The 15,378-nt window shown below is 43.4% G+C and carries 10 protein-coding genes; 6 read left to right on the plus strand and 4 right to left on the minus strand.

Annotated elements, in window-relative coordinates:
- The first annotated feature begins 451 nt into the window (after positions 1-451).
- Both QYG89_RS11940 and QYG89_RS11945 read left to right on the plus strand, forming a co-directional pair.
- The gene (locus tag QYG89_RS11940; RefSeq protein WP_404317603.1) at positions 452-1,093 is read left to right on the plus strand and encodes a YigZ family protein; all 642 of its coding nucleotides are present in this window, start codon (positions 452-454) and stop codon (positions 1,091-1,093) included.
- A gap of 135 nt (positions 1,094-1,228) precedes the next feature.
- The gene (locus QYG89_RS11945) at positions 1,229-2,209 is read left to right on the plus strand and encodes an LCP family protein (protein ID WP_404317605.1); all 981 of its coding nucleotides are present in this window, start codon (positions 1,229-1,231) and stop codon (positions 2,207-2,209) included.
- A gap of 186 nt (positions 2,210-2,395) precedes the next feature.
- Here the strand turns inward: QYG89_RS11945 and QYG89_RS11950 are convergent, their stop codons facing one another.
- The gene (locus QYG89_RS11950) at positions 2,396-3,454 is read right to left on the minus strand and encodes a glycosyltransferase family 4 protein (RefSeq protein ID WP_404317607.1); all 1,059 of its coding nucleotides are present in this window, start codon (positions 3,452-3,454) and stop codon (positions 2,396-2,398) included.
- 357 nt (positions 3,455-3,811) lie between these two features.
- Between QYG89_RS11950 and secA2 the strand changes: the two genes are divergently transcribed.
- Together secA2 and QYG89_RS11960 are read left to right on the plus strand one after the other, a co-directional pair.
- Positions 3,812-6,169, plus strand: coding sequence for an accessory Sec system translocase SecA2 (secA2, locus tag QYG89_RS11955; protein ID WP_404317609.1), 2,358 nt, complete (start codon positions 3,812-3,814; stop codon positions 6,167-6,169).
- Positions 6,166-7,071, plus strand: coding sequence for an accessory Sec system S-layer assembly protein (locus QYG89_RS11960; protein WP_404317611.1), 906 nt, complete (start codon positions 6,166-6,168; stop codon positions 7,069-7,071). The genes secA2 and QYG89_RS11960 overlap by 4 nt, the downstream gene beginning before the upstream one ends.
- 78 nt (positions 7,072-7,149) lie before the next feature.
- Here the strand turns inward: QYG89_RS11960 and QYG89_RS11965 are convergent, their stop codons facing one another.
- On the minus strand, positions 7,150-8,343 hold the full coding sequence (locus tag QYG89_RS11965; protein WP_404317613.1) for a phosphodiester glycosidase family protein: 1,194 nt from the start codon (positions 8,341-8,343) through the stop codon (positions 7,150-7,152).
- A 329-nt stretch (positions 8,344-8,672) separates the two neighbouring features.
- Between QYG89_RS11965 and QYG89_RS11970 the strand changes: the two genes are divergently transcribed.
- Together QYG89_RS11970 and QYG89_RS11975 are read left to right on the plus strand one after the other, a co-directional pair.
- On the plus strand, positions 8,673-10,118 hold the full coding sequence (locus tag QYG89_RS11970) for an MBOAT family O-acyltransferase (RefSeq protein WP_404317615.1): 1,446 nt from the start codon (positions 8,673-8,675) through the stop codon (positions 10,116-10,118).
- Between the two features lie 11 nt (positions 10,119-10,129).
- Positions 10,130-11,179, plus strand: a complete 1,050-nt coding sequence (locus QYG89_RS11975; protein WP_404317617.1) for a hypothetical protein — start codon at positions 10,130-10,132, stop codon at positions 11,177-11,179.
- Between the two features lie 36 nt (positions 11,180-11,215).
- On the opposite strand, the gene QYG89_RS11980 is transcribed toward QYG89_RS11975, so the two are convergent.
- A complete protein-coding gene (locus QYG89_RS11980) occupies positions 11,216-13,102 on the minus strand; it encodes a C40 family peptidase (protein WP_404317619.1) in 1,887 nt (628 codons plus the stop codon).
- A gap of 212 nt (positions 13,103-13,314) precedes the next feature.
- Positions 13,315-15,330, minus strand: coding sequence for a penicillin-binding transpeptidase domain-containing protein (locus tag QYG89_RS11985; RefSeq protein ID WP_404317621.1), 2,016 nt, complete (start codon positions 15,328-15,330; stop codon positions 13,315-13,317).
- Positions 15,331-15,378 lie beyond the last annotated feature (48 nt).

Consider the following 15,378-nt stretch of genomic DNA (forward strand, 5'->3'; position numbering starts at 1 on the left):
TGCCCCGCGCTTTAAGAGATCGTATGTACTATCCCACCTCAATTCCCCAGCAAACACACAATATTGAGGATGCACTCATTATATCACGACTAAATTTCCCATACATTAAAGTTTAATTACTATTGCGTTAAAAAGATTTCTTTATGTGCACAAAGGACTATATCGCTTATTGACAATGCCTGCTTTCTTCATTGTCCGCCTGCCTGCGGCGCTCCTCAGCAAGTTTCGCACCTCGAAAGGCAAACGTTTTCAATCAGACTGGGAGTATTTAATTAGACTTTGTCTGCCTTCTCGCTTTGCTCTTCCTTTGTTTTTGTATATCATAAGAATGATTAGTACCCAATTTCACGCGAATTAAACCTATTATTTCAGATTTTAGTCATATCCAGGCTAGGTGAAACCACCTGTCCACAGTCTGTAATGTTTAAATTATTTATTGGAGGAATCAATCATGCTGCCTCATTATTATACCGTCAAAGGCTATGGTGAAGAAGAAATTACCATTCAGAAATCCCGTTTTATTGCTTACGTGAACCGTGTCGAAACAGAGGAAGAAGCTCAACAATTCATTCATGATATTAAGAAAAAAAACTGGAACGCTACCCATAATTGCTCCGCCTATATGATCGGCGAAAAGAATCATATCCAGAAAGCGAACGATGACGGTGAGCCGAGCGGAACAGCTGGCTTGCCTATCCTTGAAGTATTAAAAAAGCGAGATTTAAAAGACACGGTCATTGTCGTTACCCGCTATTTTGGAGGAATTAAGCTTGGGACGGGCGGTTTAATTCGTGCCTACGGAAAGTCCGCTTCGGAAGGAATCAACGCAGCACAAGTGGTCGAACGCCGGCTCATGCAAATCATGGAAACCGTTATTGACTATACGTGGCTCGGTAAAGTAGAGAATGAACTGCGCTCTTCTGTTTATGAACTCAAAGACATTCATTACCTGGAGAATGTAATGGTGGAGACATTTGTTGAAGAAAACCAAAAGGATGCCTTTGCGGCTTGGATGACAGAGTTGACAAATGGACAAGCTGTTATAAAAGAAGGCGCTCTTCTGTACAAGGAGAACATTGTCAAATCATCGTAAATTTTTTTGAATATACTCGAAAAATTAAATTTACGCTTAGTGTATTTCATAGTAAAATGAAGGTTGGTCCTTGGAAAACCCAACTATTTGACTAGTTGATCCTTGCCGCATCATTCGTTGAAGGAGATAAATTATATGTCATCAGATAGACAGCGTATGCAAAGACGAAAAAGGCAGAGACGCAAGCGGCGCATCGCGTTTTTCATCTTATTGCCTATTGTGTTTCTCACATTTACAGCTGCCGGCTACGGTGCATTTTTATATAAAAAAGCAGAAACCATTTTCACCGGTTCTTATATGGATGACGGCCGCACAAAGTCGGCTTTACGGGATGCGAAAGTTCATCCCCTGAAAGACAATATTTCCATTTTGTTTATCGGAATTGATGAAAGCGATGTACGTACGAAAGAAGATAAGACACGCTCGGACGCTTTGATGCTGGCTACTTTAAATGTCAAAGATAAATCCATTAAATTACTTAGTATTCCACGCGATTCTTATGCGTATATTCCTGCAGTTGACTATAAAACAAAAATTAACCACGCGCATGCCTTCGGCGGGCCAAAAGCGACGATCGATACCGTAGAAGAGTTGTTGGACATTCCCGTTGATTATTATGTCCGCATGAATTTCTACGCATTTATGGACGTTGTAGACGCATTAGGCGGCATTAAGTTTGATGTTCCGTATAAATTGTCTGAAAAGGATTCAAATGATCAGCATAATGCCATTCAGCTGGAGCCCGGCCTTCAGCATTTAAATGGCGAAGAAGCATTAGCCTTGGCACGGACGAGACATTATGACAGCGACATTGAGCGTGGAAAACGCCAGCAGGAGCTATTACAGACGATTGTCAAAAAGGCAACTTCTCTCAACTCCATTACAAAGTATGATGAAATTCTGGAAGCTGTCGGCTCAAACATGAGAACCAACATGACATTCAGCGATATGAAATCGTTAATTAATTACAGCAAATCAGGAAGCATGGAATTTGAAACGATTACATTAAAAGGCGAAGATGATAAAATGTCCAACGGCGCTTACATTTATCGCCTCGACGACGAAGAACTTGAAGTCGTGAAACGCAAACTCTCCCGGCACCTTGGGCTGGATTAATCCATTGAGAAAAGAGCGGTCTAACCAGTCGGCCAATGATTGGTATTAGACTGCTCTTTTAATATTTCGCATAAATGGCCACTCAATTAGCGGAAAAAACAAGAAACTTCTTGAGCAGCGCTTTTTTAGGCTGCCTCTCCTCTAAATAGATGAAAAAAAGCTGCCAAGTGAACAGGCAGCTTTTTTTCATCTATTTAATTCTTTTTTGATACGAATGCGCATGAAGTTAAGGAGCGGTTTATAGTTGACGCTGACAAGGCCAATGCTTTCAACGAACAACTCGATAGCGATGACTAGTACGGCGATAATGATAAATGCTCCCCAGATCGTAGCCATCGAAAAAATAATGGCCGCCAGTCCGAACATGGAGGCAATCGCATAAATGAGGAACACGGTTTGTTTGTGTGTATATCCCCTGCGCAGCAGACAATGATGAAGATGCGACTTATCTGGAGCCGATAAAGGCTGCTTATTCACCTTTCTTCTAATGATCGCAAAGAGTGTATCAGAAATCGGCACACCGAGAATAATAACTGGAATAATTAACGAAATAACTGTAACGTTTTTAAATCCAAGCAGAGAAAGCACGGCAATGATATACCCTAGAAACAATGCACCCGTATCTCCCATGAAAATTTTAGCCGGGTGAAAGTTGTAATGTAAAAAACCGAGCGTACTGCCTAAAACGAGCAGCGCCATACTCATTACATATATATCGCCCTTCATATAGGCCATCAAACTGATTGTCAATAAAGCAATGGACGACACTCCCGCTGCAAGCCCATCTAGGCCGTCAATCAGGTTAATCGCATTTGTAATTCCAACAATCCAAATGATCGTCAGTGGAATACTAAGAAAGCCAAATTCCATTACGCCGCCAAATGGCAATGTAATAAATTCCATTTTGATGCCGCCATACAGTACAACGACAAGAGCCGCCAGCAGCTGTCCGCCAAGCTTCACTTTTGCTGATAATTCAAATCGGTCGTCGAGTACACCTGTGACAATAATGATCACGCCGCCGATAACGATCGCTAAGTTAAAGGGAGACTGCGGCTGCAGCACGAGCAGGCCGAGCATAAAGCTGATAAAGATAGCCAGCCCTCCCATGCGGGGCATAATGCTTTCGTGGACTTTACGGTAATTCGGTTTATCGACCGCACCAACAGCAACCGCCAGCTTCTTAACAAGAGGTGTGATGGCAAGCGATGCTAACATACAAATCACAAAAGCAAGGGAAACCATGGAGTACCTCCTTCAAATATAAACAAACAAGTGATCCAGAAAAGCTTGATCTATTAAACGGCTTTCATCCGCTTATTTTTATGTTCTCTCATAAATGAAATTCCTTTCAACATTATAATGGCAATTCAAAATAACTTCCATAGAAAACATATAAAAAGACCATAACTTTTCCATTTTCTCTTTCTTCTGACTTTTCAACTACCCGTTTCCCGTTGCATTCACACCATTTTTTTCTTTATTTTGACAATCTCCCACATATATTAGTCATTCGATTCTTCTTTTGATAAAATAAAATAATGATTTGCCTTTTATAAACCTTATTTAGTTTGAAATTTCTCCAAGGGAGCGTAAAAATACATGATTTCGTTTTTTAAAAAGCTGAGTGACTCGAACGATCAGCGTTTGAAAAAATATTATAAAATAGTCAACCAAATCAATGAGCTGGAAGCCGGTTTTGAAAAGCTGTCAGATGAAGAATTAACCCAAATGACTGACACGTTTAAAGAAAGACTGGCAAACGGCGAAACCATTGATGATATTAAGGCAGAAGCTTTTGCAGTTGTACGGGAAGCGTCTAAACGCGTACTTGGCATGCGACACTATGATGTGCAGCTGATCGGCGGTCTCGTGCTGACAGAAGCGAATATTGCTGAAATGGCCACTGGAGAAGGAAAAACACTCGTCGCTTCTTTGCCAAGCTATTTGCGGGCTTTAGAAGGAAAAGGCGTACACGTCATTACAGTGAACGACTACCTGGCAAGCCGTGACCGGGAAATCATCGGTCCTCTTCATGAATTTCTAGGACTGACAGTCGGCCTTAATTTGCCGCTTATGGACCCTGAGCAAAAACAAAAAGCTTACCAGGCTGATATTACATATGGCGTCGGCACCGAGTTCGGCTTTGATTATCTGCGCGACAACATGGTGTGGCATCCGAGCCAGCGCGTTCAGCGTCCATATCATTTTGCCATCATTGACGAAGTGGACAGCGTCTTAATTGATGAAGCAAAAACACCGCTCATCATTGCCGGCAAAATGCCTGCAAGCGCCGATCTTCACGTCATCGGCGCCCGCGTTGCCAGCCGCTTCGTGAAAGATGAAGATTATCATATGGATGACGAAACAAAAGCGGTCAGCTTAACTGAGCAGGGCATTGAAAAAGTGGAAAAAGCCTTTGGAATCGACAATCTATATGAACTGGAACATCAAACGCTCTACCACTACATGATCCAAGCTGTACGCGCCCATGTCATGTTTGAGCGCGACGTTGATTACATCGTAAAAGACGGCAAAATTCTGCTTGTTGATATGTTCACTGGCCGGACGATGGAAGGACGAACATTAAGTGATGGTCTGCACCAAGCCCTTGAAGCGAAGGAAAAGCTAGAAATTACAGATGAAAATAAAACACAAGCCTCCATCACGATTCAAAATTATTTCCGCATGTATCCTCACCTTTCAGGGATGACCGGTACAGCGAAAACAGAAGAGAAAGAATTCCAGCAAGTATATAACATGCAAGTCATCCAAATTCCAACGAATCGACCAAAACAGCGCGTAGATATGCCAGACAACATTTACGCTACGGAAGAAGCTAAATATAATGCTGTAACAGAAGAAGTAAAAAAACGACACACAACGGGCCAGCCGGTTCTCGTTGGTACAACTTCCATTCTGCAATCCGAAAAAATCGCGAAACATTTCCAAGAAGCTGGCCTATCCTTTGAACTGCTGAATGCAAAAAGTGTGGAACAAGAAGTTGAGTTAATTTCCAGATCAGGTCAAAGAAATCATATTACCATTGCGACCAATATGGCGGGCCGCGGAACAGATATTCTGTTAGGAGATGGCGTGGCGGAACTTGGCGGACTCTTCGTGTTAGGCACAGAACGGCATGAGAGCCGCCGGGTGGATAATCAGCTGAAAGGCCGCTCCGGACGGCAGGGAGATCCGGGAGCCAGCCAGTTCTTCATTTCACTGGAAGACACGATGTTCCGCCGCTTCGCCAAAGAGGAGCTGGAAAAGCTCGCAAAGAAGCTGCAAACAGATGAACACGGAATCGTAACAAATAAAAAAATGCAGGAATTCGTTGATCGTGTCCAGCGTATTGTCGAAGGGGCTAACTTCTCCATGAGAGAATACAACTTAAAGCTCGATGACGTCATTAACGAGCAGCGCGGAATTATTTTTAGCCTTCGTAATAAAGCGGTTGACTCCGACAAACATTTCGACCGATTCCTTGCTATGCTGCAAGAAGCGGTGCACGATGAGATTGATCGTTTATGTCCCGAAGACGAGTCTCCAGATGAATGGCTGGTCGACCAGCTTGCCGGAAATATCAGCGCTCTTCTCGGCGGCCGCCCTGTGCATCTGCCTGAAGAAGCCATGGGAAGAAAAGAAATCGATGCCATTGTTCAGCAGGCTGTTTCCGCTTATGTTGAGGAACTGACAGCGGAGTATCAGCCAGAATGGGATGAATACATTAAACGAATCATTCTTTCTGTCATCGATCGCCTCTGGGTGGAGCATTTAGAAAATATGACCCGCTTGAAAGAAGGAATCGGCCTCCGCTATTATCAGCAGGAAGACCCGATGAGAATTTATGCACGCGAAGGGCTGCAGCTGTTTACAGACATGCATCATCAGCTCCAAAAAGAGATCGCCGCTCAATTTGGACAGATCGTCAAAGAATTAAATACTAAGGAGATATTATGATGTTCTCATTTTTTAAAAAGAAAAAAAACGATATAAATCAATTGAAAAACGACGGCCGTGAAAGTGCTATTGCTTCAAGCGAATTAACAGACGGCGAAACAGCCGAATCAGCGGAAGAAGTAGAAACAGAACTTTCCCTTCATCCGTCGGCCAACATCCCAAAAGAGCAAATGTACGTTCTGCGCTTTCTAAACAATGAACTGTCGCCTTTAAAAGCAAATCAGCTGTCCCTATCAGGCATTGAATGGGATGAACAGCCAGAGGGGCTCGCTGTTTCTGCCTTCGTCCGTAATTCCGTCGATAAAGGCATCCAATTAGGTGACGTCTCCCTCTTGTTAATCAATGAGGAAAACCAAGTCAAAGCAAGACACGACTTTAATCTAGCCGAAGTGGGAGAAATCCCTGCCAAAAGCAGCCGGCCATGGACATTCATTTTTCCAGCAGCTTCTGTTGAACAACAAGTAGAGCTGGGCAAAGAAAATTGGACGCTCGCCTTTGATTTAACATCCAAAGAACATCAATTGGATTTAGCTGATTCATGGGAAGAATCCTTGCCAGCCGAAGAAAAAGAAAAACTGCAGCAGCTCGTCAAACAGCTTGGTGCTCCTGGCAAAAATGAATTAAATTTCACTGGGCTGCAGGCAAAAGCAGCGGAAGACGGCAAATTTCATGTCACGATTTTGATCCGTAACGGCTATACCCGCAACATCAACATTGAGAAGCTTCCATTGCAAGTACTCGATAGCCAGAAAGAAATCATAGCGGAAGGGCAGTTTAACATTGGGAGCTTAGAAATAAAGGCCAACACAACGAAGCCGTGGTCCTTTATTTTCCCGAAAGAACTTTTAAAAGCCGAACATCCAGATCTTTCAAGCTGGAGTGTACAAGTGAAAAACAACTAATTTGCTAGTTTATAAGAATTTTAAGATGAAAAATCCAGCAGTATACAATTCCTGCTGGATTTTTCATTTTATTTCTATTTATTTACTTTGAAACACTTCTAAAATAGCGGAAACCGCCCGCTCACGTCCATCCGAAGGCCGGTTCAGCACTTTTGATTTGCTTGAGCCGATTGCCCGTCCCGCCATCGTCGTTGAACCTCCTCCGTCTAGGTTCAATGCTTGATAGCCTCCAACACTTTGTAAATACTGAGCGAATTCTTTCAGTGTCATTCCTGGACGGCCTTTTTGGCGGCCGTCAACGGTAACAAAATACACTTTTCTTCCGGATTGATCGACCATAACAGCTGATCGTGGTGCTCTTGATTTTGCATTTGGACTCGTTTCTGCCATCGTCATATTTACTTTTCCTTTTTGCACGAGCAGCGGTCCGCTCGCGAGCATGAAGCGGCTGTCTTTCCATTTCTCATCTAAATCAATGGTTAAAGAAACGGAGTCACCTAGCCTCAATTGTTTCACAAGTTCTGTTTTCTCCCCGTGTGCCGACAAGACAAATCCATTTTTCGGAATAGCAGAACTTGATCGTTCTCCATACTTTCTGATAGCTGACACTTTTCCGGTCACTTCCCTGCCAAACTCGGCTCCTGGGTCAAGCGGCTGATCAAGCCCGCTGACAGTGACTTCATAGCCATATGGATTCGTCCTCGTATGGTTAAATTTCATGCTTCTCGTATACAGAATCAATTCATCCTTTTCACGCGACTCATTGTATCCTGTCATCGGCAAAGCCGTTTCTTCAAAACTAGCCGTGATTCGTAATTGAAAACGGTCAATCACGGCTGCGCCATTTCGCATAACACCAAACGCTGCCGGCACGTACATGTAGTCGGTGTGTTTATTTGACACTGCACCAAGGTTATCCAGTTTATTGTCTTTAGCAAGCAGATAAGCTGGTTCCTTCGAAGCAAAGTGGAAAAATGAAGCATTGATCGCTCCCAGCTGCCTCTGTCCGGCCGGCATTTTACGATTAGACAGTGCGGATACCCGATCCAGGCGATAATATGGTGCAGGCAAATAATAAGAAATACTATGCCCCCTCTTCGTTAAATCAATCCCCATGATGTCAATGGATTGATAGGTTCCGTTCACTTTCGTGTACACGTTCTTCCAGTTAACTCCATTGCTTAACGCCGTTGTTTTTGCTGAACTTTCCACCGGAAAAGCCAGCAGCAGGACGAATATGAAAAGAAACGGTCCTGTTTTGTTCTTATACAATAGGTATAACTCCTCTCTATCTGCTAAACTATTTCAATTATATCAAAATACCCAGACCTTTTTGGGTGTTTTTTACAAAAAGAAAAAGCACCTGTTCATAAAAACAGGTGCTTTCGGGCCATCCAACCGTTGCCACTTCATTATTATCAAATTACAAAACAGAAAACTATACTTTCATTTTACCATATCTCCGTATTTTAACAAGAAATATTTTCATCTAATGGATATAATATCTTAAGTGCAGGGAAATCCGCTTCATTGTGTTCGAGTATTGATTATAGTATGATTAGTTCGCCGTTATTTTCGGATGGTTTGTGGAGGAGATCAGCTTGATTTTTAATTCATTTGAATTTATTTTTTTATTTCTTCCGATTGTTTTGCTCGGTTACTTCTTGTTGAATCACTGGAATTTCACGCTGGCTAAAGCTTGGCTTCTCGGAGGTTCTTTATTTTTTTACGGCTGGTGGAACCCGAGCTATTTGCCCTTAATTTTCGCTTCGCTTATTGTAAACTTTCTCATTGGCACAGCACTCGGCAAGGAGTCTTTCCTTTCTAAAAGAAAGCTGATCTTAACGATCGGTGTAGTCTTTAACGTCAGCCTGCTCGGCTACTTTAAATACTATGATTTTTTTGTAGAAAACATTAATTTTTTATTCCATGAGTCTATTATGTTAAAAAACTTGCTGTTGCCTTTAGCGATTTCTTTTTATACATTTCAGCAAATTGGTTATTTAGTAGATTCCTATCGTCAGGAAACGAAAGGGTACAGTTTTTTAGACTACTCTTTGTTCGTCACATTTTTCCCGCAGTTAATTGCCGGGCCGATCGTTCACCACAGCCAGGTGATGAAACAGTTCCGGCAACAAGAAAATCGCCGGCTGAACCCGCACAATTTCGCACTCGGGCTGCTTATATTCAGCATCGGTTTGTTTAAAAAAGTAGCGGTTGCCGACTCATTCGCGATTTGGGCCAATAAAGGATACGCGATGGCAGACAGCCTTACGTTTGTAGACGGCTGGATGACAGCGCTGGCTTATACGTTTCAGCTTTATTTTGATTTCAGCGGCTACTCAGATATGGCCATTGGCGCCGGGTTGTTGTTTAACATCCGTCTTCCGAAAAACTTCTTATCTCCGTATAAAGCGGTAGATATTCAAGATTTTTGGAGAAGATGGCATATTACTCTCAATATCTTTTTAACTCAATATATTTATATCCCTCTTGGCGGCAGCCGGAAAGGGCCGGCTAGGACGTATATCAATATATTGATTATTTTCTTCATCAGCGGCTTTTGGCATGGAGCCGGCTGGACTTTCATCGTCTGGGGAATGATGCACGGCGCAGCAAGTGTCATAGCCCGCGCATGGAAAAAAGCGGGACATGCCCTGAACAAGCCGATTGCTTGGTTTATCACCTTCAACTTTGTTAATGTGTCATGGGTGTTCTTCCGTGCTCCCGACTTCCAAACCGCCATCCATGTGTTAAAGAGCATGGCTGGAATGAACGGTTTTTATTTACCAAAAGAAGTGATTGAATCCTTACATATCCCGCTCGGCAGTCCGGTACTGTTTAACTTTAACTTAGGCAGCCCATTTTTAGAAGTATTATTGTATATGATCGGCGGATTCCTAATCATTCTGTTTACGAAAAACTCCATCGAATGGAGAGACGAATTTAAACCTAAAAAGACAGTTGCTTTGTATGCCGCTATTCTTTTTCTTTATTCTGTGATGCAGCTGCAGCAAGTGACAGCTTTTCTTTACTTTAACTTTTAGGGTGGATCGTAATGAGACAATCAAAGCTATTTATCGTGATTTTCTTTCTTCCGGTCATTGTGATCTTAAGTGGAATGGCCGCCTTTAACTTTTATATAGATCCTTATTGGACATATGATCTTAACCATCGATACAACGACCATCAACTGGCCGTGGATGAACGAGAACAAAAAACGAATCGAATTTATTTTCAAGACTTCTCTTACGACACAATCATTCTTGGCAGCAGCCGGACAACCTATGTGAATCAGAATGCTTTCAAAGGAATGAAAGCATTCAATTATGCCGTGAATAACATGTCGATTCGTGAATATGACACCTTTTTGCAGTTTGCCGAGGAGAACAATCAACAAAAAGTCAAACGCGCCATTATCGGCATCGATTTTTTCAAGTCCAGCATTCAAGAAAGCGAACAGGCGGTTTCATTGAAAAACTACGAGGCAAAAGTGCAGCAGCCTTTTTATCGCGCAAGAAACTTAATTTCGTTAGATATTTTTAGATATTCATTGAAGAACTTTCAAATGTCAAAAAACAATGAAGTGAGTGAACTTCGTGTCTATAACCGCTACAACGTTGCGCACGCTAAACAAACGGATGCAGCTGAGCGGCTGGCAAATACAGAAGAAAAAATTGAACGGTTCCGGGATGAGTTTTACGGAAAAAACTATCAATACAACCCTAGATACAAAGAGTATTTAACGATTTTCAAAAAGCGGCACCCAGATGTTGAGTTTATTATTTTTACGACACCAATCTCAACTAAGCTGTTTCAGACGATGATTGAGGAAGGACAGCTGGATGACTACGAACGATGGCTGCGCGATGTGACAGACGTGTTTGGCGGTGTCTACAACTTCATGTATCCAAATGAAGTCACACTCGACCTAGACAACTACTTTGACGGCCACCATTTCTATCCTCACGTGGGAGACAAAATCGCCAAACGGATCTTGCAAGGACCAACCGTAAAAAACAGTCCATTCGGTGTGTACGTAACGAGCGAAACGATCGATGAGCATCTAGAAGATGTGGAGCAGCTGGTGAAAGAGTTGAAAGAATAAGAAAGAGGCGGGAGATTCCCGCCTCTTTCTTATTCTTTAGTAGAATCGTTTAAAACTATCAAACCGTTGTTTGAAATATGAATTGTCTAGGCTTGTAATTGTAATACCCTGCGAACTGCTGGCTTGAATAAATTGGTTGCCTCCGATGTAAATGCCCATATGAGAGATTCCTTTTTTATATGTATTGGCAAAAAAGACAAGATCCCCTGCCTGCGGTTTATCAACGTAGTAAGAGCGGCTGTAGTAACCTTCTGTACTTACCCTTGGAATGTTTTTCCCTGCTTTATTAAAGACATAATAGATGAAGCCGCTGCAGTCAAAGCCCGATGGCTCGACTCCTCCCCACACATACGGAGTGTTGAGATGCTTTTTTGCTTCTCCAATTAAACCAGAGACGGAAAAAGATGGGTTGGACACGACTGGCTTATTCGACGGTGCCCCGCTGTTGCCTGTCCCTTCATTTGTTACTTTCAGCTTTTGCCCGACAAAAATAGCATCTGACGCTAATTTATTTAATTGCTTTAGCTCGGCGACGCTCATTTTATGTTTTTTGGCAATGGCACTAAGCGAGTCTCCGCTTTTTACTATATATATGCCCGATGAGGACGGCGGCTCGGATGGTGTAGATGGCTTCGGCGGTGTAGACGGTGCAGCTGACGATGGCTGACCGCTTACTTTCAGCTTTTGCCCGACGTAAATAGCATCCGACGTTAATTTATTTAATTGCTTCAGCTCAGCGACGCTCATTTTGTGTTTTTTTGCAATCAGACTAAGCGAATCCCCGCTTTTTACTATATATACTCCTGATGAGGATGATGTATCTGTCGGGGCTGATGGTTTCGGCGGCGCAGAAGGAGCTGTAGGCGACGACTGGCCGCTTACTTTCAGCTTTTGGCCGACGTAAATGGCGTCTGACGTTAATTGGTTTAACCGCTTTAGGTCGGCGACGCTCATTTTATGGTTTTTCGCAATCAGACTAAGCGAATCCCCGCTTTTCACTATGTATATGCCCGATGAGGACGGTGTCTCTGCCGGGGCTGATGGCTTCGCCTGAACCGGAGCCGGTGAGGCAGTCGATGGCTTGCCGCTCACTTTTAATGTTTGCCCCGCATAAATAAGATAAGAGTTCAAACCATTTAATTGCTGCAGCTGGGAAACGCTTATATTGTACGCTTTAGCAATGGCACCTAATGAGTCTCCGCTTTTCACCGTGTACGTTCCTGATGCAACAGCTCTAGTGTTCGTTGTCGGCTGTTGATTCGCAGAGGACGGCTTGCCGCTTACCTTCAGTTTCTGCCCTGCATAGACCGTATAGTTCTTCAATGCGTTGAGCTGTTGCAGCTCGGCGACGTCCATTCCATACGCTTTTGCAATGGCGCCCAGCGTATCTCCGCTTTGAACGATGTATGTTCCCGTCACAGACATTTGCTTGACGGGTGCCGGTAAAGCAGGTTTAGCCGCTTTCGTGTGGGATTCCGCCGCTGGAAGCGGGTGCTGAACAGCGGGCTGTTTCTCTGCCGCTGCCGGCGGCTGACCGCTTACTTTCAGCTTTTGCCCTGCATAAATAGACGAGTCCTTCAAGCCATTCAGCTGATTCAGTTCTTCTTCTCCTATTTGATAATGCTTAGCAATTGAATAAAGCGTCTCTCCCGTCTGAACAATGTGCGTTTCGCTAGATGGGGAAGCAGGAGCAGATGTCTTAACAACGCTTTGAGTCACTGTTAAAACTTGATTCACCTTCAGCTCGTCACTGCCTAAATCATTCAAGCTCTTCAGTGTAGTGACATCTGTATGATATTGTTGGGCAATACTATATAGCGTTTCACCATGTTTCACCGTATGCTGCTCGGATGCCTCGACGACAACAGCCGTTCCTGCAGAAAAAACAGCAGCAGTTGACAACGTAAATAAAGTTTTTTTCATCGCAAACACCTTCATTTCCAAGAAGAATTCTTTTTTCATTTATGTATAAAGACCCTCTTATTCTTTCATATTGAGGGAGTTAAATAGACTTTTTCTACAAGGTAAGACTTCTTTATACATCTATTTCTCTATGAAATAAAGATCACCTGCTTGAATTTGAAAAAGCCGCCGAAAAAAACGTGAATATTTGTCTTTTCGGCGGCTTTTTTATTTTATTGGTGTTTTTCCTTCCATTTTAGAAAAATTTGTTTACTTACGCTAATGGCTGCTTTGCTTCCTCCCTCTCCTTCGACACCTTCCATCATCAGTGCCAGCAAAAAGGCTGGATGCTGCTGGTCATAAGCAACAAAGAGGCCATTTTCTTTTCCTTTTGTTCCTTTCTCCTCTTTCAATTCAGCCGTTCCAGTTTTACCGGCAAGCGCAAGACCAGGTACATCAGCTTCTTTTGCCGTTCCTTTTTGGACAACGAGCCGCAAGTCTTCTTTTAACAAGCTGGCCGACTCTTTGGTAAGGAGGTCCTGTTTCCATACTTGTGGCTTTTCGCCGGCATAAAGCTGCGGCTTCATCATCGTTCCTTCATTCACGATAGCACCGTAAACAGAAGCTAAATGAAGCATACTTGTGAGCACTTCCCCTTGTCCATAACCAGTGTCACTCAATAGAATTTCCCGATCCAGCGTGCCGCTGTTGGAAATTTGCGAAGCACGAATAGGATAAGCAAATGGGAATTTCTCTCCATAGCCAAATGCTTTGAGCCCATCTGTCATCTGATCTTTACCAACTTCCACCGCCGTCTGGGCAAAATAAATATTATCGGAATACATGAAGGCTTCCTGCAAATTGACCGGCTCTCCCGGATCTTTCACCCGCGTCACTGAATAACTCCCCCATGACGCGTCCTTTTGCCAATGCAGCCCCTTGATTGGCCGCTCCTTTGCCGGGTCCAATGTGCCAGCTTTTAACGCAATCGCTGCGGTAATCGGCTTGATCGTAGAACCGGGTGAATAAGCAGCAGCAAACCGGTTTAAGAGCGGCTTTGCCGGATCGTTTTCCAATTCCTCGTAACGGCTGGCAGACACACCGAGCACAAATTCATTCGGATCGAAGGCAGGAGAGCTTGCCAGCGCTAGTACTTCACCCGTTTTTGGATCAACTGCGGCTGCAGTACCCGGCTTTCCTTTTAACTGCTCGTAGATCGATTTTTGCAATTCTGCATCAATCGCTACTTTTATATCTTTTCCGTTTTGCGGGGCCGTTTCCGCAATCGTCACCCTCTCCCCTTTTTCTTTTGCAATATAGATTCTTTTGCCGTCTTTTTCCCGAAGTTCTTTTTCCAACAGCTGCTCCAGCCCTCGCTTGCCTATTTTATCCTGAGCTGTGTATCCTTTTTCTTTCCATTTCTCTAACTCTTCACCGTTAATGTCTCCAATATAACCGGTTAAGTGGGCAAGCGCTTCTTTATATGGATATTCACGCATCGCGATCTTTTCTGCCGCAAATCCAGGGATCTTCTGCAGTTCTTTCAGCTTCTCCTGATCATGAGCCGATAATTGTTTCAACGGCACAAAATGTCCAGGCTGCACCCAGCTTTGCTGCAGCTGTTTATCAATAAACTCGGTTGTTACACCGAGCAGGGATGCCAATTTGCTTTTTGCGGCGGCATCGTTGTCGATCTTGCCAGCTTGTACACCTGCTGAATAGCCCTGGCCATTCACAGCCAATGACCGGCCGTTGCGGTCAACAATCTGGCCGCGCTTGCCTTCTATCGTTTCGATTCGGATTTTATCACCCAAGCGCATCTCTGGAAAAATGTAAGACACGTCCCAGTCGATAAACCATGCTTCTTCTTTATCGGTTTCTTCCTTTTTTAAGATCACTTTCTTTTCAAAAGAAATCGGGCCGGCGAGTGTATCCATTTCCACTTTGATCGGAAGAACGGCCTTTTGGGCATCCTTCCAATCTTTTTCTTCTTTCGCGAGCGGGGTAACTTTTACATGTTTCACGTCCAAATCATTATAAATCGTTTGATAACGATCCGCGTAATCTTCCTTTTTTATCTTTTCTTTACTAGAAGGAGCCACATAGTTCGTGTACATTTTTTCAAACTGCCGATCATTCCACAGTTTCGTATACTCATTTAAGCGCTCTTCCGGTGAAGACAGTTTATTACAGCCAGCCAGACTGATCATCAACACGATCAGGCCGGTTAAAAACAAATATTTCCGCATTCTCTCACCCCTAGAACTTTTTTCACTTCTTTTTATTATAACAAAGAG

Source organism: Bacillus lumedeiriae (assembly GCF_044891285.1).
Classification (GTDB): domain Bacteria; phylum Bacillota; class Bacilli; order Bacillales; family Domibacillaceae; genus Pseudobacillus; species Pseudobacillus lumedeiriae.

Coding starts and splice junctions, on each gene's coding strand:
- QYG89_RS11940 (WP_404317603.1), top strand. CDS start 452: ATGCTGCCTCATTATTATACCGTCAAAGGCTATGGTGAAGAAGAAATT.
- QYG89_RS11945 (WP_404317605.1), top strand. CDS start 1,229: ATGTCATCAGATAGACAGCGTATGCAAAGACGAAAAAGGCAGAGACGC.
- QYG89_RS11950 (WP_404317607.1), bottom strand. CDS start 3,454: ATGGTTTCCCTTGCTTTTGTGATTTGTATGTTAGCATCGCTTGCCATC.
- secA2 (WP_404317609.1), top strand. CDS start 3,812: ATGATTTCGTTTTTTAAAAAGCTGAGTGACTCGAACGATCAGCGTTTG.
- QYG89_RS11960 (WP_404317611.1), top strand. CDS start 6,166: ATGATGTTCTCATTTTTTAAAAAGAAAAAAAACGATATAAATCAATTG.
- QYG89_RS11975 (WP_404317617.1), top strand. CDS start 10,130: ATGAGACAATCAAAGCTATTTATCGTGATTTTCTTTCTTCCGGTCATT.
- QYG89_RS11980 (WP_404317619.1), bottom strand. CDS start 13,102: ATGAAAAAAACTTTATTTACGTTGTCAACTGCTGCTGTTTTTTCTGCA.
- QYG89_RS11985 (WP_404317621.1), bottom strand. CDS start 15,330: ATGCGGAAATATTTGTTTTTAACCGGCCTGATCGTGTTGATGATCAGT.